The organism is Bacillus sp. SH5-2 (assembly GCF_008368905.1).
Taxonomy (GTDB): Bacteria; Bacillota; Bacilli; order Bacillales; family Bacillaceae_G; genus Bacillus_A; species Bacillus_A luti.
The window spans coordinates 651,582-674,196 of record NZ_QOSD01000020.1 but is presented as its reverse complement, the minus strand read 5'-3'; the positions used below and the strand labels follow the sequence as shown (position 1 = coordinate 674,196).

Below are 22,615 nucleotides of genomic sequence, written 5' to 3'. Positions count from 1 at the left end.
TATATAAACAAAAAACAATACTTATTTCAAAGTATTGTTTTTTGTTTAAAAACCTATGCCATTACTCTATAGATTTAAAGTTTTATTATTTTAATTTCACTCTTTGCAATCGTAATGCATTTAATACGACCGATACAGAACTAAATGCCATAGCCGCTCCTGCAACCCAAGGTGCTAAGAAGCCGAACGCTGCAATCGGGATTCCTAAGCCGTTATAAGCTAGTGCCCAGAATAAGTTTTGCTTAATATTTCTTATCGTCATCTTACTCATAAAGATTGCATCAGCAATACTATTTAAATCACCACGGATTAACGTAATATCTGCTGCTTCCATCGCTACATCCGTTCCCGTTCCAATTGCCATACCGATATCCGCCGTTGCAAGAGCAGGAGCATCATTTATTCCATCTCCAACCATTGCTACTTTCTTACCTTGCGCTTGAAGTTTTTTCACTTCTTCTGCTTTTCCTTCTGGTAATACTTCTGCAATTACGTGATCAATACCAACTTGTTTAGCGATTGCCTGAGCAGTTTGTGTATTATCTCCTGTAATCATAACAACATCTAGACCCATTTTCTTAAGTCTTGCGATAGCTGCTTTTGAAGTATCTTTTACAGTATCTGCAACGGCAACTATACCAGCATATTCTTTATTGATCGCAATAAGCATTGCTGTTTTGCCTTCTCGTTCTAACTCTTCCATTGATTTAGAAACTTCTTCAATATCAATATTGAATTTCTTCATTAATCGGCGTGTACCAATTAATAATTGTTTCCCTTCTACGACTGATTCAATACCAAATCCAGGAATCGCTTCAAACGTTTCTGAACTTGGAATATCAATTTTCTTTTCTTTAATTCCTTCTACAATCGCTTCTGCAAGTGGGTGTTCAGAATTTTTTTCTGCCGCACCTACTAAACGTAGTATTTCTTCTTCATGGAATCCATCTGCTACAATTACATCTGTTAACACAGGCTTCCCGTTTGTCACAGTACCTGTTTTATCTAGAATAACTGTATCTAATCGATGCGTTGCTTCTAAATGCTCTCCGCCTTTAAATAAAATACCATACTCAGCTGATCTTCCTGATCCAGCCATAATAGATGTAGGCGTTGCAAGACCTAATGCACATGGACAAGCGATAACAAGTACTGCTATCATTTTCTCAAGTGCTCCGCCAAAGTCGCCTGGTGTAACAAATATCATCCACACTGCAAATGTGATAATAGCAATCACAACTACAACCGGTACGAAAATACCTGAAATTTGATCTGCTACCCTTTGAATAGGAGCTTTTGAACCTTGAGCCTCTTCTACTACTTTAATAATTTGAGCTAATGCAGTATCTCTTCCTACCTTAGTTGCTTTCACTTTTAAAAATCCATTTTTATTCATTGTAGAACCGATTACTACATCCCCAATTGTTTTATCAACTGGAATACTTTCACCTGTTAACATCGATTCATCTATGGCTGACTTTCCTTCTACAATCTCACCATCTACCGGAATTTTTTCACCAGGTTTTACATAAACGATATCACCAGCTACTACTTCTTCGATTAAAATTTTCATTTCTGTTCCATCTCGCACAACTGTAGCTGTCTTTGCTTGTAAACCCATCAACTTTTTAATTGCTTCTGATGAACGTCCCTTTGCTTTTGCTTCAAATAATTTACCTAAAATAATTAGTGTAATAAGTACCGCGCTCGTTTCAAAATATAAATCTGTCATATGTTCCGAAGAATCGATAGATTGAATACTTAAATATACACTATAGAAATAAGCGGCCGACGTTCCAAGTGCCACGAGAACATCCATATTGGCACTTTTATTACGTAACGCTTTATAAGCTCCAACATAAAACTGGCCCCCAATGATAAATTGAACTGGTGTTGCAAGTGCTAGTTGTACCCATGGGTTCATAAGCATATCTGGTAAATAAATAAAAGATGTAAATGAGAAATGGCTCACCATTGCCCATAGTAACGGGAATGATAAAATAAACGAAATGATAAACTTTTTCTTTTGTCGCTCAATTTCTTGTAAGCGATGATCAGTTGATGCATCTTGCTCATCTGATTTCACTTCCAATTTATATCCTAATTTCGTAATTGCACTCTTCATTTCATTTACATTAATTTCATCTGGATTAAAGTCTACTGTTGCCGACTCTAAAGCGAAGTTAACTGTCGCTTCGTTCACACCTTCTAACTTATTCAACCGCTTTTCTACTCTATTTGCACATGCTGCGCATGTCATCCCTGAAACAGTAAACTCAGCTTTATCACTTACAATTCCATATCCTAACGCTTCAACCTTTTCCTTAAAGTGTTGTGGATTTGTTTTTTGGGGATCATACATTATTTTTGTTTTTTCAAGTGCAAAATTTACATTTGCATCATGAACACCTTCTACTTTTTTTAGACCTTTTTCAATTCTATTTGCACATGCTGCACATGTCATTCCTGATATTTGAAGATTGGCCTCTTTTTGTTCATTCATATCTCTCACCTCTATATACCCTTATGAGGTATAATTATTAGCAAAATAAATCGTACTTCATTTAAAGTACGATTTATTTCCATATCTAAAAATAATTATTGAACATCGTATCCTTGATCTTCAATGACAGCAACGATATCTTTTAATGTTACAGCAGACGAGTCGATAGTAACTTCAACAGTTCCTTCTGCTAATTGAACCTTTACTTGTTCAACACCGTTTAGCTCTTTCACACTGCTTTCGATAGCATTTACACAATGTCCACAAGACATACCTTCAACTTGTAATGTTAACTGTTCCATTTAAAATCCTCCTCTTGTTTCTTCATTGTTTGTTAATCACAATTACATCTTACCATACCCCCCTAAGGTAATCAATGGTTTTATATCATGATTTTTCAATTATTTTCTAAAAGTTTATTTTACACACACTTTTTCACACCAATACCTCGAAATCCTATATAAAGTTAAACAAAAAAACAAGCCAGTTACATACTAGCTTGTTCTTACGCTTTTGAAAAACGTTCAAATACTGTCATTAATTCTTCAATTGCTTCGTCACCATTTCCATCTTTAATGGCTCCTGAAACACAATGACTTGTATGATTTTTTAAGACACCCATTCCTACTTTTTTCATCGCTGCATTAATCGCTGAAATTTGCACTAAAATATCGACGCAATAACGATCATTTTCAATCATATTTTGAATACCACGAACTTGTCCTTCGATTCTCTTCAATCTATTTATAATTTGCTCTTTTTCTTTTTCTGATCTATGTGTTACTGATTCATGCTCTTTATGATCCATATTATCACCTTCTTAAAGTTTCTCTTCATCCAATAAAACAATTGCTTTTATGAGTATACCAATTATAGCATTAAATATCTATGCATGATACCCCATATGAGTATATTTCCACTTTATGATTATTCTTAACACATTGTTAGCTTCTCAGTCTCAATTTTCATTATACCCTTTACTTTTTTCAAAAAACAATAATAAGCGGGGATTGTCCATCCCCGCTTATTATTCATCCCAAAATATAAAAGTCTCAATCTTCACATATGTAAATTGAGACTTTTTTCTCCCTATATATAATTATTGCTGATCACATACTTTTGTATCATTCACTACTGAAGTTCCTTCAACGGTTACCGTATGAAAACAATCATTCACTCGAACTGTCACAACATTATCTTGCCGATCAATGATATGATATTCATTAAAATTTTTATTCAGAGCACTGCGAATTTGTTCTCCTTCATAAATTGGGATGCCATGCGATAAAACCCAAATAAGTCCAGCGATAGCAAGAATAGTTTTCATACGATCTACCTCCTTGGGAATATAGTGAACTTTTTATCCGTGCTTTTTCAGCTCTACGAATCCTGATTGTAATAAACCAAGCCTTTTGGAAATAAGTTCATTTCGTCTATTTTATGTTTATGCTAATTGTGACCGAATTGTGACAACTTTTTGTCTCTTTAGACGAAAAGTTGAAACAAAACTTTCAAAAAGGACAATTCTACTTACACAAATAAAAGGCTATGGAGAAATTCCCCACAGCCTTTTATTTGCATTTTATTAAACAATCATTTCGTTATGTGTAATTTTAAGCGTTTCAATTTGAATTGTAGCATGTCCAATATGGAACTGTTGTTTTAACATATCAATCATATTTTGATGAACTTCGTGATTCTCCTATTTCTTATCAATCGTCCAAATATGAAAAGTATGCATATCTCGTACACATTCTACACACAACTAATAAATCGTAATCCCTTACTTAAAGAAGTCGGCACAACTGATGCATGATTCTCTCCTTCCGCCTCATAAAGCTTAAATCTAAACTGATCGTGTTTTACTAAAAGAAGGCGCTCTGATAATTCATTTGCACCTACAACCATATGCTCTCGTTCTAGTGACCCAACTGTAAGGAACACTCCTGTTTCAAACTTTGCATTGTTTAATTCATTTATAAGGTTCTCTTCTTTTTCAAGTACAGATTGGTTATTCCACCAAATCGACGGGCTACTTATAAAATAATTTTGAAAAGCATTTAGATTTGTAAATAATATATGTAAGGCAAATAGGCCACCTAAAGAATGTCCAAATAACGTTTGCTTTCCTTTATCAATCTCAAAATTCTTTTCAATTTGCGGCTTCAATTCTTCTTCAATAAAAGTAAAGAAGTTATGTGCTCCTCCTGTTTTAGGCCACTGTTTACCGTCTGGCTTTAAAGGTGCATCATTTGAAATTACGCTAGGCGTAAAATCATAGCACCTTTCTTCACCTGAAAATGCCCCTTCAATTGGATAACCAATACCTACTATAATGGCTGGTGAAACACCTGTTTTTTCTGCTCTAACTGATTGTATTTTAACTGCTTCATGGAATGTTTGAAAAAAGGCATTGCCATCTAATACATAAATGACAGGATACCCTGACTCGGGTGCTGGTTGCCTCGGTTTTGAAATATGAATTTGATATTCCTTACTTTCTAATTTTGAATACATTTTCCACTGCTCTGTATTAGATGTTATAATCTGCTGTTTTTCAATAGTAGTATTCACCCTATATCCCCCCTTTTAACTTGTTACATATATTTCTACTTTTTCTTCTTGAGATACAACGCTATCATAACCGAAGCAAACAGGAGCCCCGTTATACGGATCGATCATGACACGCGCATCAATATGAAATACTTCTTTTAATACTTCATTTGTAATAATCTCTTCTGGACTACCAGTTGTAACAATTTCCCCTTCCTTCATTGCAATAATTTCATCTGAAAACCTCGCTGCATGGTTAATATCATGTAGTACCATTACGACCGTACAATTATGTTCTTTATTTAATTTCTCCACAATTTGTAGTACATCTAGCTGATGAGACATATCAAGGTATGTAGTTGGCTCATCTAATAGCAACACTTCTGTCTCTTGTGCTAACGCCATCGCTAGCCATACCTTTTGTCGTTGACCGCCTGATAAATTTGCAATTTGTCTCGTTCGAAATGCAGAAGTTTTCGTTATATCTAATGCCCAGTCAATCATCTCTTTATCTTTTGAAGTTAACTTATGTATGTTATTTCGATGTGGATAACGTCCATAAGAAATTAATTCTTCTACTTTAAGTTCTCCTGGTGCAATTGGAGTTTGCGGGAGTAAAGCTAACTGCTTCGCAATTTCTTTCGTTGGAATTGTATGTAAATCTTGTCCTTGTAAATATACTTTACCGCTCTTTTGCTTTAAAATTCTTCCCATTGTTTTTAACAGTGTCGATTTACCACACCCGTTTGGTCCTATAATTGTCGTTACTTTTCCTTCTTGTATTTCCACATTTAAATCGCGAAACACTGTAAGCTTTTCATAACTTGTTTCTAAATTTTTTGCACTTAAAATACTCACTTTTATTCCTCCTCTTACGCTTTCGCCTTATAAAGTAAATATAAGAAATACGGTACACCGACGATAGAAATAACGATTCCAACTGGTAACTCTACAGGTGTGAAAACTGTTTTTGCAATAAAGTCTGAAGCAATTACAAGGAACATTCCAATTACTCCGCACGTAGGAATGATATGCTTATGCTGAATACCGACAAGTCGTTTCGCTATATGCGGTGCCATTAGTCCAATGAAACCAATACTTCCTGAAACAGCAACACATGCGCTCACAAGTCCAATACTACTTAGTAGTAAAATTGATTTCTCTCTTTCTACTGAAACACCTAAACTTGTAATACTCGTTTCTTCCAATTGAAATAAGTCTAATAAATAAGCTTTCTTTTGTATGAGAGGAATTAATATAATAAGCCACGGTAACATAGCAATAATATATTTCCAGTTTGCATTATAAATACTTCCAGACACCCATACTGCAGCCATTTCAAAATCAGTTGACTTCATTTTGAGTGATAAGTACATAGAAAAAGCTCCAAATCCTGATCCAATCGCAATCCCTGTTAATAAAAGACGCTGCGAATCTAACTTACCATTTTTCCAAGAAAACAGATAAATAATGATAGCTGCACCTAATCCGCCTACTAAACCAAACATTGGCATCATCATAATAGAAACCCAGTCTGTGCTTTTTAATTGTCCTTGAAAGAAAAACATAAAAATAACGATGGCTGTTCCTGCTCCGGCATTTACGCCTAAAATACCTGGGTCCGCCAATCCGTTTCTCGTAATCCCTTGAATAACAGCACCTGCAACACCGAGACCTAATCCTACTAATCCAGCAATTACAATGCGCGGGAGACGAAACTCAAAAATAACCAAATCATGGTCTGGTACTGGATCTATTCTAAGGAGTGTTTTAAATACATCTGTAATCGTAATATCAAACGTACCATTCGTTAAACTAATATAAATAGCACATAATATTAAAAATATAATAATCCCCATCGTCATTCCAAAACGTTGCCTTGAACTTTTAAGCATGTCTCTCTCCTCCTCTTGTACGGATTAAATAAAGGAAGAAAGGAATTCCAATTAAAGATGTTACAACTCCGATTGGCGTTTCAAATGGATAATTTACAAATCTACTTAAAACGTCACATAATGCTAGAAAAACGCCGCCAATAACGCCTGCACATGGCAAAATCCACTTATAATCTACCCCAATTATAAAGCGAGTAATGTGTGGAATAATTAAACCTACAAAACCAACTTTCCCCACTAAAGCAACTGCCGTTCCTGTTAAGAAAATAACTGATAAAATTGCCATCGCTTTAACTAGTTTTGTACGCTGTCCTAGGTTAATAGAAACTTCTTCTCCTAAAGAGAGAATAGTAATAGATTTTGATATTACCAGAGCTAAAACTATTCCAATTATCCCAAAAGGTATCGTGATTTTAATTATATTAGGATCGACTTGATCTAATTTTGCATTAAACCAAAAACTAACATTTTGAGAAATTTGGAAATATGAAGCCATTGCAGCAGATAGACTGCTTAAAAATGTTCCAATAACTGTCCCTATAATTGCTAACCGAACTGGTGATAAGCCATTTTGAAGAAGCGAACCAAAACCAAACACGATACCGGCTCCAAGTGCAGAACCAATCATTGAACATAAAACCATGCCAATTGAGGACATTCCCGGAAGAAAAATCATACAAAGTGTAATAACAAAGGCTGCCCCATCCGTCACACCCATAATAGAAGGGGATGCAAGATAGTTTCTTGTCATCCCCTGCATAAGTGCTCCTGATATGGCTAGAAATGCTCCGACTAAAAGAGCTGCAACTACCCTTGGTAAACGTGAAGTAATAATAATATTATGATTTACATCGCTTGAATCAAAATGAAATAATGCGTTCCACACTGTTTCAGCATCAATACTTTTTGCCCCATACAAAATAGAAAGTATAACTGTAAATAAGATGAGTATGGGTGCTATACATAATATAGTTACTGGTACTGCATTTGTTTTCTGCATATCATTCAACGCACCTTACTTATTATATTATTTAGATAAATTTTTCACTGCTTCTTTTAAGAATGCTGTTTTACTCCAAGCAGTACCACCTTGTGCCATTGGATCAACAACGTTTACAAATACTTTCTTTTCTTTCGCAGCATTCATACTTTGCCAAATTGGATTCTTTTCAATTTCTTCTAGCACTTTCGGATTTTTATTTTCAGTTGTCTCATATTGTAAGAAAATATAATCCGGGTTAAGTTCAGCAAGTTTTTCAAATGAAATTTTCTCTTGTGCTTTTACAGCTTTCAATTGTTCTGGAGCAGTTAGCCCAAGGTCTTTATAAATTACAGGGTTGAAGTACACTCCTTCTGGATATAGGAATAATTCGTTTGCTCTTAGTCTGATTACAAGTACCTTTTTGTCTTTTAACTTATCTCCTAGTTTTGCTTTTGCTTTTTCAGCATCTGCATTGTAATCTTTAATAATTTTTTCTGCTTTATCCTTTTTACCAGTTAATTCTCCCATTAACTTTAAGTTATCTTCCCAATTTGTTGAAACGTGTGATACTGGGAACGTCGGAGCTACTTTCGTAAACTTTTCAGCTGTTTCTGCTGGGAATTTCGTACTTGATGTAATAACGTCTGGTTTTAATTGAAGTAATGTTTCGAAATTTGGTTCCATTTTCTCACCAACAGATTTCGCACCTTCTAAATCTTTCTCTAGATACTTCGGTAGTTTACCACCAACAGTAATTGCACCTACTGGTTTAATACCAAGTACTGCTGCATCTTCCATTGACTCTAAACTAGCCGTCGCAATTTTATCTACTTTTGCTGGCACTGTATATTCTTTACCTAAGTATGTAATTTTTCTTTTTTCTTCTTTTTTCGTCTCACTAGCCTTTGTTTGTTGTTTTTGCTCTCCTGAAGTTTTATCTGCACTATTACATGCCGCTAAACCTACACTTAAAACTGTGACCATCCCTAATGTAAATAACTTCTTATTCATCTTTATATATCTCCTCTCAAATTTTCAAAACTATGTTCTCAATAAAACTTAACTATATGAAACTTATCTTACATATATATTTCATTAGATGAATAATTCTATCCAGAACTCATTCTCGTTCACTTCCCCTAAGCTATAATTCTTTTACACCTCACCCATTGATAATATTTTTCATTGATAATGATTATCGTTATTAATTATATATTTAATATACAATTATTTCAAGAAAGATTTGAAATATTTTAACAAACTGAATTAAAAAAGAAGTATCCGCCTAATGTTAGGGGGATACTTCTTTTTTCAGAAATTTATATGTAATTCAACTGGGCAATGGTCTGATCCCATTACTTCACTATTAATTTTCGCCTCTTTTATTTGGTCTTTCATTCTCTCGGAAACAACAAAATAATCTAAACGCCATCCAATATTTTTTGCTCTGGCTCCCATTCGATACGACCACCACGAATATGCGCCTTCCTGATCAGGATATAGATAACGATACGTATCGATAAATCCTTCTTCTACAATACGTGTGAATTTCTCCCTTTCTTCATCAGAAAACCCAGGATTTTTTCGATTACTTTTTGGATTTTTTAAATCTATTTCTTTATGAGCAACATTTAAATCACCGCAAAAAATAACTGGTTTCTTCTCATCTAATCGTTTAATATACGCCCTGAAATCATCTTCCCATTTCATTCTGTAATCTAATCGTTCTAATCCTCGTTTGGAGTTTGGTGTATATAACGTTATCATGTGAAAATCTTCGAACTCTAAAGTAATAACTCGTCCTTCTTGATCATGCTCTTCAATTCCTAAACCGTATGTAACAGAAAGCGGTTCTTTTTTCGAAAAAATAGCTGTCCCAGAATATCCTTTTTTCACAGCATAATTCCAATATGTATAATATCCCTCTAGATTTAAATCAATTTGTCCATCTTGTAATTTAATCTCTTGTAAACAAAATATATCAGCATTTGATTCCTCAAGATATTCTAAAAATCCACCTTTTGCGATAACTGCTCGCAAACCATTTACATTCCATGAAATTAACTTCACTAATAATCCTCCTCTTGATGTTCACTTTCAAATTTCATGCTACCACAAAATAGAAAATCAAGCATATTTCCATCTTTGTAATCTTGCTCTTACATTTGTAAATACGTACATATGCACATTATTCAGGTTATACTAATTTCAGAGGTGATGTTCTTTGCACAATGAAGGGATTACGTTAACAAATGAGCATTGGCAAGCAATTCTTCATAATGATTCTTCCTATGATACCAAATTCTTTTATGCTGTGAAATCAACCGGAATCTTTTGCAGGCCATCATGCAAATCAAGAATACCGAATAAAAACAATGTACGAATTTTTCATCATGCAGAGCAAGCATTAAGTGAAAACTTTCGCCCGTGCAAACGTTGTAAACCAAATGGGATAACTTTACCTAACGAAGAGTGGGTAGAACAAATTAAAGATTATATCGAAAAACATTTTGACCAAGGATTAACTCTCGACCTACTCGCAGAAATGTGCCACGGTAGCCCATTTCATTTACAACGTACTTTCAAAAGACTGATAGGAATAAGTCCAATAGAATATATACAGCAATTCAGGATTGTTAAAGCTGCAGAATATCTTTCACATACAAATCAATCTATTAAAGAAATTAGTACTGCTGTCGGGATAGAAAACCCAGAGTATTTCGCAACTTTATTTAAAAAGAAAACCGGCTTTACTCCGACTGAATATCGAAAACAGAATGCAATGAAAGAGGGATACAATAATGAATTCCTACAAAAATAAATCTATATATTGGACGCTACTTACACACAAAAATTGGTGCTTTCATATTGCCGCAACTGAAAATGGACTATGTTTCATTGGATCACAAGACGAAAACTTCGAAGAACTAACTAAATGGGCTAGAAAAAAACTGCCGCAATATATATTGACCCGCAATCCAGGTTACTTGCAAACATATACGACAGAAGTTATCGAGTATTTAGAAAATAAGCGGGGAACTTTTACATTCCCTATCGATGCTTACGGAACCGCCTTTCAATTATCTGTTTGGAATACGTTACGTGAAATTCCTTACGGGAAGACATATTCTTATTCAGAAATTGCCGAAATAATGCAAAAACCTACAGCTGTGCGCGCTGTTGCTTCTGCTATTGCTGCTAACCCTCTTCTTATTACAATTCCTTGTCATCGTGTTGTAGGGAAAAATGGAAAACTAACTGGTTTTAGAGGGGGATTAGAAATGAAAAAAGAATTGCTTATATTAGAAAAGTCACAGGTGAAATTCATATGACGGCAGAATATACTAGCGCATTAACTTTAGCAGTTCCGAAAGAATTTAGTTTCCAAGAAAATTTACGCTATCTATCCCGTTCTAACAATGAATGTATGTTTCACATTGAAGATAACAAAATTTATAAAGTTATCCCTGTTCAACATATAAACCCTTTGGTTGAAATTAGTATGAACATTGATGGCCATTTGGAAATACGTTTTTTAGGAGAATCATATATCTCTCACAAATGGATATGTGATGCTGTAGCTAACTATGTAACAGAGTGGTTGGATTTAACTACTGATTTAGCTCCCTTTTATAAATTAGCTAAACTTGATCTGCTACTTCAAGGTCCTGTTCAAAACTTTTATGGACTTCGAACTTTAGGTATTCCGAATTTATTTGAAGCACTTTCCTGGGGAATTATCGGTCAGCAAATTAATCTCACATATGCTTATACGCTAAAAAGAAGATTAGTCGAGACATTTGGAAATTATGTAGAATGGGACGATAGAAAACATTGGATATTCCCTTCTCCTGAAACGATTGCCAATTTACACGTAGAGGATCTCAAAAATTTAAAAATGACGACTAGAAAGTGTGAATATTTAATCGGTATTGCAAAGCTTATTACAGAAGGAAAACTATCAAAAGAATCTTTACTACAAACACAGGATGTAAAGATTGCTGAAAAACAATTAACTGCTATACATGGTATAGGACCGTGGACTGCCAACTATGTTTTAATGCGCTGTTTACGATTTCCTTCAGCTTTTCCAATTGACGATGTTGGTTTGCATAATGCAATTAAATGTATAACAGGTTCCGAAAGTAAACCGACTAAACATGAAATAAAAGCCTTTGCAGCAAATTGGATCAACTGGGAGTCTTACGCAACTTTTTATTTGTGGCGAGTACTATACTAAAGAACCAAGTAGCACATCCGTACTACTTGGTTCTTTTTTAAGCTTGTTCTTCAAATCGTCTTGCAATTTCTATAATAACTTGAACAGCTTTTTCCATAACATCTACCGAAACATACTCAAATTTACCGTGATAGTTTTCACCACCTGTGAAAATGTTTGGCGTTGGTAACCCCATATACGATAATTGTGATCCATCTGTTCCACCGCGAATCGGATGAATGTTTGGTTCGATATTTAAACTTTTCATCGCCTCATATGCAATATCAACAATTTCTCTCACTGGTTCAATCTTTTCAAGCATGTTATAGTATTGATCATTCATTTCTAAAACGACTGCATCTTGTCCATATTTCTCTTGCATTTGCTTCACAATATTTTCAACGTTATTTTTACGCGCTTCAAAGTTTTCACGATCAAAATCACGAATAATATAATACGCTTTACTTTTCTCAACATCACCATTTAAAGAAAGTAAGTGATAGAATCCTTCATAACCCTCTGTATATTCTGGTGCCTCTTCTACCGGTAAATAACTATTAAACTCCATCGCAAGTTTAGTTGCGTTACGCATTTTATTTTTCGCTGTTCCAGGATGTGTATTCGTTCCGTTAAACGTTAACTTAGCACCTGCAGCATTAAAGCTTTCATACTCTAAACCACCTAATGGGCCTCCATCCATCGTATAAGCAAATGAAGCGCCAAACGCTTCTACATCAAAATGAGCTGGACCGCGGCCAATTTCTTCATCCGGCGTAAATGCTACTCTGATTTTCCCATGTTTAATTTGCGGATTATGTATTAAATAATTCATTGCAACCATAATTTCTGTAAGACCCGCTTTATCATCTGCTCCAAGAAGTGTTGTACCATTAGTTGTAATAATCGTATGGCCTTTATAAGATGGTAATTCTGGGAATTGTTCTGGTGTTAACACAACATTTAGCTCTTCATTTAACATAATCGCATTGCCATCAAAATTTTCATGAATTTGTGGTTTTACGTTTTTCCCTGTAAAATCTGTTGCCGTATCTAAATGTGCTAAAAAGCCGATTACAGGAACATCCTTATCCGTATTAGCCGGAAGTGTTGCCATTACATACCCGTTATCATCCATCGTTACTTCTGTTAACCCAATTTCTTTTAACTCTTCCACTAATAACTTACCAAACTCAATTTGCCCTGGTGTTGTTGGCACTGTATGACTTTCTTCATTTGATTGTGTATCAATCTTTACATATCTCGTAAATCTTTCAATAAGTTCTTGTTTCAAACTCGCTCACTCCCTTTTTTTCTTCTTTCTCTATTATAATCCTTAAAACGAAATATTTTAACTTTTTTGGCTATGAAGATATATATAATATTTTACATTTTCACAAACAATAAAAATTCATAATATTTGCTCACCACAACTCTAACATGTAACATACATAATTATAAATATGGGAGGTATTAAAGATGAGGCTAATTCTCTTTCGCTATTTTCTTTTTTTCTTAGGCTTAATTTTCTTTGGCCTTGGAAATGCTTTTGCAGTCAAAGTTAAATTTCTCGGTTTGCATCCTTGGGAAGTTTTAAATATGGCTCTCTACCAAAGGTTTGGATGGACTATTGGTACGTGGAGTGTCATATGTGGGTTATGTCTCGTTCTCATTTCTTTACTAGTAGATCGAAAATATATAAATGTGGGAACATTTTTAAATGCACTACTTATCGGTCCTATTATGGACTTTTTTTTACAATCAAATATTCTTCCAAACGCTACTAATTATTTATGGATAAACTTACTCATTTTATTTTCTGGTATCGCCATTACAGGTATCGGGGGAGGTATGTATGTTGCGGCTGGAATTGGCGCTGGACCTCGTGATGGATTCATGCTTACTATTTCCGATAAAACAGGTCTATCTATTAGCCGTGCGCGAATCATTGTAGAATGCTTTGTACTAGTTATTGGATTTATGCTCGGTGGTCCTGTTTTTATCGTAACTTTTCTATACACTTTTATTCAAAGTCCAATCTTTCAGCAATCGTTTAAAATGTTTCAAACACTCTTACATACTTTACAAAACAAAAACAAAGAGCAAATTAATGAAAATTTATAAAACACAACTTAATACAAGTAAATTCACCCTATTTACGGTTCTCACCGCAAATAGGGTGTTTCTTTTTTTATCTCACAATTTAAGAATATATGCTATTCATTCACAATAAAAGTATATACATCGTCATAAATACAACCATTTACCCTAATAACGTACTTCCCGGGTTTACTAAAACTAATTGTGTATTTATGCTTCTTTATCTCCAGAAAGAACATCAATGCTTCTGCCACTTAATACATATCATTCATTTAGATTCATTGATACATCAATTGCATTGAAATTCTCCTCTTTCACTTGCTGTGCTTCCGCAGCACTTATACTTGGTTCTAAAAACAGTAGTCCACTTAATCCAATCGTTCCCGCTAAAGCAACTCCCGCAAACTTTTTAATCTTTTTCATCACAATATCCTCCTTATAAATTTTGTGTAAAGGTGATTTTCCCCTTTATACCACAAAGCCCATATGTAATGAAACGAAAAGTAAACGGGGGACAGTAAGACAAAATTCTACATCTTTTTCTCCTATTGAATATAAATCCAACGTTTGGAGTTTTGACACATTTAAAATTATTTTCCTAAACCAATTTCTCCGTAATTTATTCAAATACTGAATAATTACTTATTGATTTAACATTCTAAAAATAGTTGATAAAAATGCTTTCTATTCAAATAAGAAGATTTTATTACGCTTTCCATAATCTCTCTATATTCATCAATTGTTCTTCTTTAAACTCCATCTTATATATATCTGGTTTTGACGTATTCATTAAAAACTCAAACCCGTATTGATTATCAAAATAATTCATCATTTGTGTCATTACAAGCCCATGTGTGCCAATTACAATTTTTTGCCCTTGAAAATCCATTAATATTTCCTTTAACACTTTCACTACCCTTCTCTGACAATCCTTATATGACTCCCCTTCCGTTAGTGCAAAATCCGGATTAGAAAACATCTTCTTTACAAGTGGATACACCTCTTTATCTGATATAATCTTATCCTCACTTGAAAACATACACTCTTTGAGATCTTCATATATTACTATTTCTTTTTCATAGAAATCGGCTGTTTTTTCTATCGTTAATACAGCCCTTTTATATGGACTTGAAATGAAAGTATCAATTTCCTCTATTTTTAATATGTCCGTTACTTTATGAGCATCTAAACTTCCCTTTTCAGTTAATCCACGTGTTCTTTCATCCCCTTTTAATTTTGGTGATTCACCATGCCTAACCATATAGATATATGTATTCATACTTCCTCCTTGAAAATATGCATTTGTCTTTTATAAACTTTGCTGATCTGTTCGTCTAATCCATTCTCCTACTAAACTCTCGAATAATTCAGGCTGTTCCATTTGCAAATTATGCCCTGCCATATCTAACACCGCTAATGTCGCTCTTGGGTAATCATTAATAATTTCTAAAACATCTTGATAACCTACCGATATATCTTGTCTTCCGGCTAATAAAAGAACGGGTTTCTCATAATTCTTACGGTGAAAATCCATAGTAAGAGAGTATTTTTTTTGCAATCTTTCAATAAATTCATAATTAGCAATATCTAACACCGGCTTAATTTCTTCTTTAAATCGCTTATATGTATATTCATTTGCTATCACTGCTAACTCACAAAATTCCTCTCTTTCAGTAGAAGTGAGCTTATTTAAAAATTCCTCATCTTGTAAAATTATCTGTTTTTCTGGAAGAGTCCTTTTTTCTGGATCCGCTACAACAACGGGACATACTAATAGTAATCCGTTAACTCTTTCAAACAGCTTTGTGAGTATTCCTCTGGCTAAATAGCCTCCGTATGACTCTCCTACCAATAAAAATTCTTCAGTAGAAATGATTTTCTCAATAAATGTGATAAGCACTTCTACTATACGATCTGAACTATTTATCCAATCTGGAGCATTCGATTTTCCCATTCCAGGTAAATCAATATATATTCGCTTATAACCTTCATATTTCTGAAATACCGATTCCATACATTTCATCATTAACCTATGGTCAGGAGCGCAGCCATGTATGATAATGACTGGTTTTCCTTCTCCAACGATTTCATAGTATATTTCTGCATCCTCAATTCGAAATAAAATAAAAAGTCCTCCCTATTTATACATTCCTTTTGAATGGCAACACTATCAAATTTATAAGAATACACGTTCTCAATTTACATCCCATTCAATTAATTGTCAAATCCGAATTTTCAGATCATAAATAAAAAGCTTCCTTCTATTTTTATTTCCTAGAAGGAAGCTGATCTATTTTTACCCTATCATAATTTGAAACCTTGTTCTTATTAGTTTCGTTACCCCTTATTCTTCTATTTTCATTAACACGATTCTCCAGCCATCTGGATCCTCTATCGTTATCCCCTTATCTTTCCAATATGGGTTTTCTGGTTCGACTTCATCATATCCCAATCCATACAGCCTTTTAGTCACTTTTCTCATTTCACTATCGTCATGCATATAAAATACAAGTAAATTATCTTTTGTTGGAGCTGGACAAGGACTCCCCTCTATATGCCTTGTAAATTCTAAATGATACTCTTCATCTGGGAGTCCAAACATGACCCCATCGTAGCCTTCATGACCGTAAAATTCACCTATACGTTTTAACTCTAACCCTTTTTCATAAAATGCTGTAACCTCTTCAAACTTATCCGTCGGACGTGCGATTCGAAACTTCACCCAATTTTTCATACGCTTCCTCCCGTACTAAAAAACTTCATACATGCTTACGTATTATTGTATATACGTAACATTTTTTTGAAATCCCTCATTAGTATGAGAATAGATACATACAAAAGTTTACACAAAATGAAAATTGGAGTATTTATGAAATTTTTCACATTCATTTGCAAAGCATAAAAAAACATTACCATTTTAAAAATGACTTAATATACAATTTTCATTCATTTTTTATCGAGCTATTTTTTGTAATATTTTCCTGATTACAGATTCATTACATTCTTCGTTACTTTACTCAGAAACATGATTTTTCCTAATAAATCTGATACAATTTCCAAGTAATATTCTTACGTATGGATATTATGAATATAGTGTATACTTTAAGAAGGTGATTCTATTGCAACTAAATAAAAATTTACAATTATGTATTTTATTAACGTTTTTGCTTTGCTATTTAAGTTATTGTCTTATACATTTCTTTTTATTCCCTATACATTTCTCTGATTTCGCTGTACGTTTTGCTTCACTCACTGTTGAAAGCATTACATTTATATCACTGATTTACTCTCTTTATTCCAAGAAGGTTTGTTTTAATCCTTTTTGGATATGTATTACTTTCGCAATAGGAAATTTTTTTTTAGGGAATATAATATTTACGTTTCAACATGAATTTTTCCAATTCCCAATACAAGAGTTTGTTATTTCTGATATATTTTACATGCTATTTCTATTCTTTTTCATCATCGCTTTTTGTTATAAAATTTTAAAAGAATGTGATAAGTGGGAAAAAGCTTTCTTTATTTGTGATATATGTATTTTACTGACTTCCGTACTCACATTAGAATGGTATTTATTTTATCAATTAGATTTAAGTATATTTTCTCTACCAATAGGAGAAATTTTCCTTGCATTTCTATATCCAATTGCAGATTTATTCTTCTTATTGCTGGGTGTTAGTTTCTTTTTCCGTCCAACGATTTTTAAGTCAACATGGAAAACATATATTTTTGTTTTTGTATTAATAAGTTCGGCAACATTTAATTATATTTATTTTTACTTAGATACCCATGTATCGAATGACACGATAGCATTATTACGACTTTTCTATAGAGCCCCATTATTACTGATTGCAATAGTGGCTTCTATTCCAAAAGGTCTTACGAATCATACAAGCTATTTCATTGTAAACCCTATACTAGGGAAAAAAGTTTTAGTCGCGTTTCCATATCTTACTGTTACGTTTCTAATTGGCTTTACCCTTAAAGAACAAACATCTTCTTCCATTCTTATTACAGGAAACTGTATCACTTTTATTTTCGTACTTATTCGTCATTCTATTGGCGGTATGCACAATAATACTTTAACAAATCGTTTACAATTATTTAATGCACAATTAGAAGAAAAAGTTGCAATGCGAACTTCTGATCTAGTCCAAAAATCAGAAGCTTTATCTCAAAAACAACAAAGATTCGAATCATTATATGAATATCATCCTGACCCTATTTTTACTATTGATTTAAATGGCATTTTCTTAAATGTGAACAAAGCAGGGGGCATGCTACTCGGAGTCGCTACAAGTGAATTGCTTGGAAAGACTTGTCTTTCTATTATCTTAAATGAAGATAAGCTCAAACTAGCATCCGCATTAGAAAAAGTAAAAATGAAGGAGCCTACTTCTTTACAATTACGTTCTCAATACAATAATGGCTTTACTTATTCTTTATATGTTACCATTGTCCCTATCATGATAGATGAGCAAATTTCAGGAAGCTACATTATGGTGAAAGATATTACCGCCTTTAAAAAGCAACAAGAAGAAATAAAATATTTAGCATTCCATGATACTGTAACAAAAATTGGGAACCGTGCCTTTTTTCATAAGAAATTAAAAAAAGTTATAAAAAGTGCTAAAAAAACAGAAAGCGAGTTTGCGTTATTATATTTAGACTTAGATCGGTTTAAAGTTATAAACGACACACTTGGACATTCGTCAGGGGACTACATATTAGAAGAAGTAGCAAAACGATTCCAATCATGCCTTCCATCACATACTCATCTGTCAAGAATCGGTGGTGATGAGTTTACAATTTTACTTGAAAACTATACTGACGAAAATTCCTTATTCAAGTTATGTAACCAATTATTTGCAAGCATAGAAAAGCCATTTGTCATACATGAGCATACATTAACTTTATCACTTAGTATCGGTATCGCTATTTATCCATATTCTGGAATAGATATCACTACACTATTAAAAAACGCTAATGTTGCAATGTATGATGCAAAGGCAAAAGAGCTTAACTCTTTCTCTATTTACGACGATATAATCGCTAAAAAAATCGAAAGAAGACTGCGGTTAGAAAAAGATTTACCAAACGCAGTTCAAAATGAAGAATTGTTCCTTTTATATCAACCACAAGTGAATAGCGAATCTAATACAATTATTGGAGCCGAAGCTTTAATCAGATGGGAACATCCAGAATTAGGTATAATCTCTCCATCTGAGTTCATACCAATTGCAGAAGAGACGATGCAAATTATAACAATTGGAAAATGGACGTTACAACAAGCATGTCAACAAATGAAACGTTGGCATACACTCGGATATTCCCATTTAAAAATAGGCGTAAATTTATCTGCTAAAGAATTTGAACAAGACGATTTTGTAAAGACTATTTCTGCTACATTAGCAACTACAGGCTTATCAGCAAATGCTCTTGATCTTGAATTAACAGAACGAATTGCAATGATGGATGAGCGAGAAACATTGATAAAATTGCGCACACTAAAGAGTTTAGGTGTTCATATTTCAATCGACGACTTTGGTACAGGTTATTCTTCACTAGCGTATTTACCTTTATATCCAATTGATACGTTAAAAATCCCAAGAGAATTTATTACAATGTCTGAAACGTGTGAAGATGGAATGGAAATTATTAAAACGATTATCACATTAGCACATACATTAGAAATGTCTGTCATTGCTGAAGGTGTAGAAACGAAAGAACATGTGAATTTCCTTCAAAAAAATAACTGTCAGTTTATTCAAGGCTACTATTACAGCAAACCTATTCATGTTGATTCATTCTCTACTCTGCTCAAAAAAGGTGTTCATCCCCTATAGCTTCACGTTATAATCTTTTACAAAAAAGGAAAGAAGAGCCCGTCTCTTCTTTCCTTTTTCTGTACTTTGCAACTTTTCATTTCCTTCACATATCATTTATTTAAGTAGTTACTAATACATTTATGATAACAGACTTGAATAAGGAGGGAATTTATATGTACCACGATAATCCAAATAATAAATATTACAAAAATATTCCTCTATCCCTCTATTCAATAAAAAATGAACTAAAACAAAAATGCACCAACGTAAATAACTTCCTATATCCCCTTTCGAAAGAAGAAGAAGTATTAATACATACAATTAAAGAAAGAACAAAATTATTAAATCAAAATAATGTTACAAGAACTCGTGCTTACTATCAATTTTATAAAAAATATCCTGAAATACATTGGGCATTACTTGGACATATGGTATCGCGTAACGGCGGTTGGAACATGTCAGATTTAAAGGGGGATTTATATACGAAGTTATTATCTGAGAAAGATCAATTTACTTTCTTTTCTTTTTTAGAACGGGGAAATTGGCTTATCTTTCAAGATGTGTATCCACAATTTTTGCTATATGAACAAAGTGTAAAAAGCGCTACAAACCTTTTCCGCCTTCTCTCTCACCTCAATGTTTCCACCTTTATGGAAACGATGTGGAATTCCTTTTGGAAAACTGGGGACAAAAAAACATTAGCAATCGCAACCATTATTAATGAGCAAAATTACTTGGAGAAAAGGGTCATTCAAAATGAACACTTCAAAAAAAATGTTCTAAACAGCATTGGATTTAAACTATTTGATTTTTTTCAGTTCAATCATATCCTCTTCCCTTTTTACGAAAGTAACATGAATGCTAAAACAGTACTAATTGGTGATACAATGACACACTTCACTTCGCTACATGAACGAATTTTACTTGGAAAAAGATTATACACATTGTTATTTCATAATGAACATATTTTATCTCAGGTTAAACATTGGGCAGACACTAATCCTCATACAGGCTCAAGAAAAGATTACTGGCCACATTTATTTTCAAGTGTAAACGAATCCTTTTCCAGAGAGTTTTATAAACGAAGAATAAAAAATTGCCAATTAAGAAATGATTCCTATCGTATATATAGTCCTGCACTTATGTACGCGTGGAAAAATGTGAAACACGAAGAAACAAAACATGAAGATTGGTTTAATGACTGGCAAGTAATACATTATTTAACTGATAAGGAGGAACACATACTTGGGCAAATTACAGAAGACTACTGCAAAACACTCGAAAAAATTGAATTGGCAATTCTCGCAAAGAAAAATGTCCTCCTTCGAGAAGAAGAATGATTTTCTAGCATTAACAGTTACAATCTTGCTCTCTACTGTTATCGGAACGTGCTTAGATGCTTTCTTTGTCACGAAACAAATATATTCCTTTCCAGGTAGACCGTTCCCATCCATATTTTCCGTTAACATAGGCTTCACGTTATTTGTACTACCAATTTTAACAGCTACTTTCATACAAATTTCAAAAACATTGTCTACAGTTTCTAGAATTCTATTTATTGCTTCAATAGGTATTTGTGCCAGCATTTTTGAACAGATTGCTGAAAGATTAGGTTTCTTTATTCATAGCGTAGATTGGAATCATACATACTCTTTATTTGGCTATATGATTTTCTTTTCTTTTATCTCGACAGTATATCATTTCATACAAAAATAAAGAGACCAATATAGATCTCTTCTTAAGCATAATCTTCGGTTATTACTAATGGTGCAAGAGTTTGAAGGCTTTTTGAACGTAAACGATAGGCAACGATTTTCTTCTTATATTGTTTTATCACATCAACATGTTCCTCATGGCTATATAAAGAAAATCTAATCTCTTTATTCCCTTTCTTCGTGTTAATAACGATTGGTGTTCCTTCCCCGTGCGGCGGAAAATAATGTTTATCTAAAAATAAAGCTTCATTAAATTCATGAATAACTTGTAGTTTCATTTCTCCCTCTATATTCTTTCCATCTATTGATATAGAGGTATTCTCTTCCTCGAGTTTTTGATGTAATTCAAATCTACTAATAATTGATTCTACAACAGAAGTTGGCATACTAGAAACTAGTACTTTAAGAGCACCAAAAATAAATAATGTAACTATAAACCATGTTGTCATTTTCATCATCTCCATTACATTTTAAAATATAAATTTCGTTCCATGAAATAATCAAAGTTACTACCGTACTTGCAACTACTAACAGGAATATAATACTCCCCTTACTGAAAAGAAAAGACCCGTATTCCATCAGACCTGTTGTCGAAGGAATGAGAAATAACGGTAAAAATACGATTAACTTCTCCGCACCTAACTCAAACCATCTTAATGGCAAAATCCGAGTAGAAAGGAGCAAGAACAGTATTAACATCCCTATTAAACTTCCTGGCATCGATAGTTGAAATACTTCCTGAATCCATAGACCAACTAAGCTAAATATATACAGCACGCCTACTTGAAGTAAAAGTGTCACGTACTTCATTTCTTTCCCTCTT

General features: G+C 33.5%; 23 protein-coding genes and 2 pseudogenes. 7 read left to right on the top strand and 18 right to left on the bottom strand.

Going from position 1 to position 22,615, the window contains the following annotated elements:
* Positions 1 to 85: 85 nt before the first annotated feature.
* The 11 genes and pseudogenes from DN410_RS18685 to DN410_RS18635 all read right to left on the bottom strand — a co-directional run bounded on the left by DN410_RS18685 (position 86) and on the right by DN410_RS18635 (position 10,003).
* On the bottom strand, positions 86 to 2,503 hold the full coding sequence (locus DN410_RS18685; RefSeq protein ID WP_149177573.1) for a heavy metal translocating P-type ATPase: 2,418 nt from the start codon (positions 2,501 to 2,503) through the stop codon (positions 86 to 88).
* Between the two features lie 95 nt (positions 2,504 to 2,598).
* A complete protein-coding gene (gene copZ, locus DN410_RS18680; protein ID WP_000436973.1) occupies positions 2,599 to 2,805 on the bottom strand; it encodes a copper chaperone CopZ in 207 nt (68 codons plus the stop codon).
* A 203-nt stretch (positions 2,806 to 3,008) separates the two neighbouring features.
* Positions 3,009 to 3,311, bottom strand: coding sequence for a metal-sensing transcriptional repressor (locus DN410_RS18675; protein WP_000349641.1), 303 nt, complete (start codon positions 3,309 to 3,311; stop codon positions 3,009 to 3,011).
* Between the two features lie 291 nt (positions 3,312 to 3,602).
* Positions 3,603 to 3,830 carry a hypothetical protein gene (locus tag DN410_RS18670; protein ID WP_000849103.1) on the bottom strand — a complete coding sequence of 76 codons (228 nt, stop codon included), beginning with the start codon at positions 3,828 to 3,830 and terminating at the stop codon, positions 3,603 to 3,605.
* Between the two features lie 258 nt (positions 3,831 to 4,088).
* Positions 4,089 to 4,262 (bottom strand): annotated as a pseudogene (locus DN410_RS18665) (cation diffusion facilitator family transporter); the annotation flags it as partial.
* Positions 4,259 to 5,077, bottom strand: a complete 819-nt coding sequence (locus DN410_RS18660) for an alpha/beta hydrolase (RefSeq protein WP_149177572.1) — start codon at positions 5,075 to 5,077, stop codon at positions 4,259 to 4,261. The pseudogene DN410_RS18665 and the gene DN410_RS18660, both read right to left, overlap by 4 nt.
* Positions 5,078 to 5,092: 15 nt before the next feature.
* Positions 5,093 to 5,914 carry an ABC transporter ATP-binding protein gene (locus DN410_RS18655; protein WP_149177571.1) on the bottom strand — a complete coding sequence of 274 codons (822 nt, stop codon included), beginning with the start codon at positions 5,912 to 5,914 and terminating at the stop codon, positions 5,093 to 5,095.
* Between the two features lie 14 nt (positions 5,915 to 5,928).
* Positions 5,929 to 6,951 (bottom strand): FecCD family ABC transporter permease, encoded by a 1,023-nt coding sequence (locus tag DN410_RS18650; protein ID WP_149177570.1) that lies wholly within the window; start codon positions 6,949 to 6,951, stop codon positions 5,929 to 5,931.
* A complete protein-coding gene (locus DN410_RS18645) occupies positions 6,944 to 7,951 on the bottom strand; it encodes a FecCD family ABC transporter permease (RefSeq protein ID WP_149177569.1) in 1,008 nt (335 codons plus the stop codon). Before DN410_RS18645 ends, DN410_RS18650 begins: the two co-directional genes overlap by 8 nt.
* A gap of 27 nt (positions 7,952 to 7,978) precedes the next feature.
* Positions 7,979 to 8,944 (bottom strand): iron-hydroxamate ABC transporter substrate-binding protein, encoded by a 966-nt coding sequence (locus tag DN410_RS18640; protein WP_149177568.1) that lies wholly within the window; start codon positions 8,942 to 8,944, stop codon positions 7,979 to 7,981.
* A gap of 300 nt (positions 8,945 to 9,244) precedes the next feature.
* Positions 9,245 to 10,003 (bottom strand): exodeoxyribonuclease III, encoded by a 759-nt coding sequence (locus DN410_RS18635; RefSeq protein WP_149177567.1) that lies wholly within the window; start codon positions 10,001 to 10,003, stop codon positions 9,245 to 9,247.
* A 154-nt stretch (positions 10,004 to 10,157) separates the two neighbouring features.
* Between DN410_RS18635 and DN410_RS18630 the strand changes: the two genes are divergently transcribed.
* Genes DN410_RS18630 through DN410_RS18620 form a run of 3 tightly spaced genes read left to right on the top strand, consistent with a single transcriptional unit; the run spans position 10,158 to position 12,173 of the window.
* On the top strand, positions 10,158 to 10,754 hold the full coding sequence (locus DN410_RS18630) for a bifunctional transcriptional activator/DNA repair enzyme AdaA (RefSeq protein ID WP_149177566.1): 597 nt from the start codon (positions 10,158 to 10,160) through the stop codon (positions 10,752 to 10,754).
* The gene (locus DN410_RS18625) at positions 10,735 to 11,265 is read left to right on the top strand and encodes a methylated-DNA--[protein]-cysteine S-methyltransferase (protein ID WP_149177565.1); all 531 of its coding nucleotides are present in this window, start codon (positions 10,735 to 10,737) and stop codon (positions 11,263 to 11,265) included. Before DN410_RS18630 ends, DN410_RS18625 begins: the two co-directional genes overlap by 20 nt.
* A complete protein-coding gene (locus tag DN410_RS18620) occupies positions 11,262 to 12,173 on the top strand; it encodes a DNA-3-methyladenine glycosylase family protein (protein ID WP_149177564.1) in 912 nt (303 codons plus the stop codon). Before DN410_RS18625 ends, DN410_RS18620 begins: the two co-directional genes overlap by 4 nt.
* Positions 12,174 to 12,210: 37 nt before the next feature.
* On the opposite strand, the gene pepT is transcribed toward DN410_RS18620, so the two are convergent.
* The gene (gene pepT / locus DN410_RS18615; RefSeq protein ID WP_149177563.1) at positions 12,211 to 13,443 is read right to left on the bottom strand and encodes a peptidase T; all 1,233 of its coding nucleotides are present in this window, start codon (positions 13,441 to 13,443) and stop codon (positions 12,211 to 12,213) included.
* A gap of 185 nt (positions 13,444 to 13,628) precedes the next feature.
* On the opposite strand from pepT, the gene DN410_RS18610 reads away from it, so the two are divergent.
* Positions 13,629 to 14,273 (top strand): YczE/YyaS/YitT family protein, encoded by a 645-nt coding sequence (locus DN410_RS18610; protein WP_149177562.1) that lies wholly within the window; start codon positions 13,629 to 13,631, stop codon positions 14,271 to 14,273.
* A 92-nt stretch (positions 14,274 to 14,365) separates the two neighbouring features.
* On the opposite strand, the pseudogene DN410_RS18605 reads toward DN410_RS18610, so the two are convergent.
* The 4 genes and pseudogenes from DN410_RS18605 to DN410_RS18590 all read right to left on the bottom strand — a co-directional run bounded on the left by DN410_RS18605 (position 14,366) and on the right by DN410_RS18590 (position 16,983).
* Positions 14,366 to 14,672 (bottom strand): annotated as a pseudogene (locus DN410_RS18605) (hypothetical protein).
* Between the two features lie 283 nt (positions 14,673 to 14,955).
* Positions 14,956 to 15,528: a histidine phosphatase family protein gene (locus DN410_RS18600; protein ID WP_149177561.1), complete on the bottom strand. Its 573-nt coding sequence runs from the start codon at positions 15,526 to 15,528 to the stop codon at positions 14,956 to 14,958.
* A gap of 30 nt (positions 15,529 to 15,558) precedes the next feature.
* Positions 15,559 to 16,374, bottom strand: coding sequence for an alpha/beta fold hydrolase (locus tag DN410_RS18595; RefSeq protein WP_149177560.1), 816 nt, complete (start codon positions 16,372 to 16,374; stop codon positions 15,559 to 15,561).
* 219 nt (positions 16,375 to 16,593) lie between these two features.
* Positions 16,594 to 16,983, bottom strand: coding sequence for a VOC family protein (locus DN410_RS18590; protein WP_149177559.1), 390 nt, complete (start codon positions 16,981 to 16,983; stop codon positions 16,594 to 16,596).
* A gap of 385 nt (positions 16,984 to 17,368) precedes the next feature.
* Between DN410_RS18590 and DN410_RS18585 the strand changes: the two genes are divergently transcribed.
* From DN410_RS18585 to DN410_RS18575, 3 genes are all read left to right on the top strand, one after another.
* Positions 17,369 to 20,095 (top strand): bifunctional diguanylate cyclase/phosphodiesterase, encoded by a 2,727-nt coding sequence (locus DN410_RS18585; RefSeq protein ID WP_149177558.1) that lies wholly within the window; start codon positions 17,369 to 17,371, stop codon positions 20,093 to 20,095.
* 155 nt (positions 20,096 to 20,250) lie between these two features.
* A complete protein-coding gene (locus DN410_RS18580) occupies positions 20,251 to 21,417 on the top strand; it encodes a DUF2515 domain-containing protein (RefSeq protein WP_149177557.1) in 1,167 nt (388 codons plus the stop codon).
* Positions 21,392 to 21,793, top strand: coding sequence for a CBO0543 family protein (locus DN410_RS18575; RefSeq protein WP_149177596.1), 402 nt, complete (start codon positions 21,392 to 21,394; stop codon positions 21,791 to 21,793). Before DN410_RS18580 ends, DN410_RS18575 begins: the two co-directional genes overlap by 26 nt.
* A 22-nt stretch (positions 21,794 to 21,815) precedes the next feature.
* Here DN410_RS18575 and DN410_RS18570 read toward each other — a convergent pair whose 3' ends face one another.
* Both DN410_RS18570 and DN410_RS18565 read right to left on the bottom strand, forming a co-directional pair.
* Entirely contained in the window at positions 21,816 to 22,241 is a 426-nt protein-coding gene (locus DN410_RS18570; protein ID WP_149177556.1) for a YfmQ family protein, read from the bottom strand.
* Positions 22,195 to 22,602, bottom strand: coding sequence for a CidA/LrgA family holin-like protein (locus tag DN410_RS18565; protein ID WP_255446756.1), 408 nt, complete (start codon positions 22,600 to 22,602; stop codon positions 22,195 to 22,197). Before DN410_RS18565 ends, DN410_RS18570 begins: the two co-directional genes overlap by 47 nt.
* Positions 22,603 to 22,615: the final 13 nt, after the last annotated feature.

Bases quoted from the DNA above. Each gene is read 5' to 3' on its own strand.
- DN410_RS18685 (WP_149177573.1), bottom strand. From the start codon at position 2,503: ATGAATGAACAAAAAGAGGCCAATCTTCAAATATCAGGAATGACATGT.
- DN410_RS18625 (WP_149177565.1), top strand. From the start codon at position 10,735: ATGAATTCCTACAAAAATAAATCTATATATTGGACGCTACTTACACAC.
- DN410_RS18675 (WP_000349641.1), bottom strand. From the start codon at position 3,311: ATGGATCATAAAGAGCATGAATCAGTAACACATAGATCAGAAAAAGAA.
- copZ (WP_000436973.1), bottom strand. From the start codon at position 2,805: ATGGAACAGTTAACATTACAAGTTGAAGGTATGTCTTGTGGACATTGT.
- DN410_RS18600 (WP_149177561.1), bottom strand. From the start codon at position 15,528: ATGAATACATATATCTATATGGTTAGGCATGGTGAATCACCAAAATTA.
- DN410_RS18565 (WP_255446756.1), bottom strand. From the start codon at position 22,602: ATGAAGTACGTGACACTTTTACTTCAAGTAGGCGTGCTGTATATATTT.
- DN410_RS18650 (WP_149177570.1), bottom strand. From the start codon at position 6,951: ATGCTTAAAAGTTCAAGGCAACGTTTTGGAATGACGATGGGGATTATT.
- DN410_RS18610 (WP_149177562.1), top strand. From the start codon at position 13,629: ATGAGGCTAATTCTCTTTCGCTATTTTCTTTTTTTCTTAGGCTTAATT.
- DN410_RS18590 (WP_149177559.1), bottom strand. From the start codon at position 16,983: ATGAAAAATTGGGTGAAGTTTCGAATCGCACGTCCGACGGATAAGTTT.
- DN410_RS18620 (WP_149177564.1), top strand. From the start codon at position 11,262: ATGACGGCAGAATATACTAGCGCATTAACTTTAGCAGTTCCGAAAGAA.
- DN410_RS18580 (WP_149177557.1), top strand. From the start codon at position 20,251: ATGTACCACGATAATCCAAATAATAAATATTACAAAAATATTCCTCTA.
- DN410_RS18640 (WP_149177568.1), bottom strand. From the start codon at position 8,944: ATGAATAAGAAGTTATTTACATTAGGGATGGTCACAGTTTTAAGTGTA.
- DN410_RS18670 (WP_000849103.1), bottom strand. From the start codon at position 3,830: ATGAAAACTATTCTTGCTATCGCTGGACTTATTTGGGTTTTATCGCAT.
- DN410_RS18570 (WP_149177556.1), bottom strand. From the start codon at position 22,241: ATGACAACATGGTTTATAGTTACATTATTTATTTTTGGTGCTCTTAAA.
- DN410_RS18575 (WP_149177596.1), top strand. From the start codon at position 21,392: ATGTCCTCCTTCGAGAAGAAGAATGATTTTCTAGCATTAACAGTTACA.
- DN410_RS18645 (WP_149177569.1), bottom strand. From the start codon at position 7,951: ATGCAGAAAACAAATGCAGTACCAGTAACTATATTATGTATAGCACCC.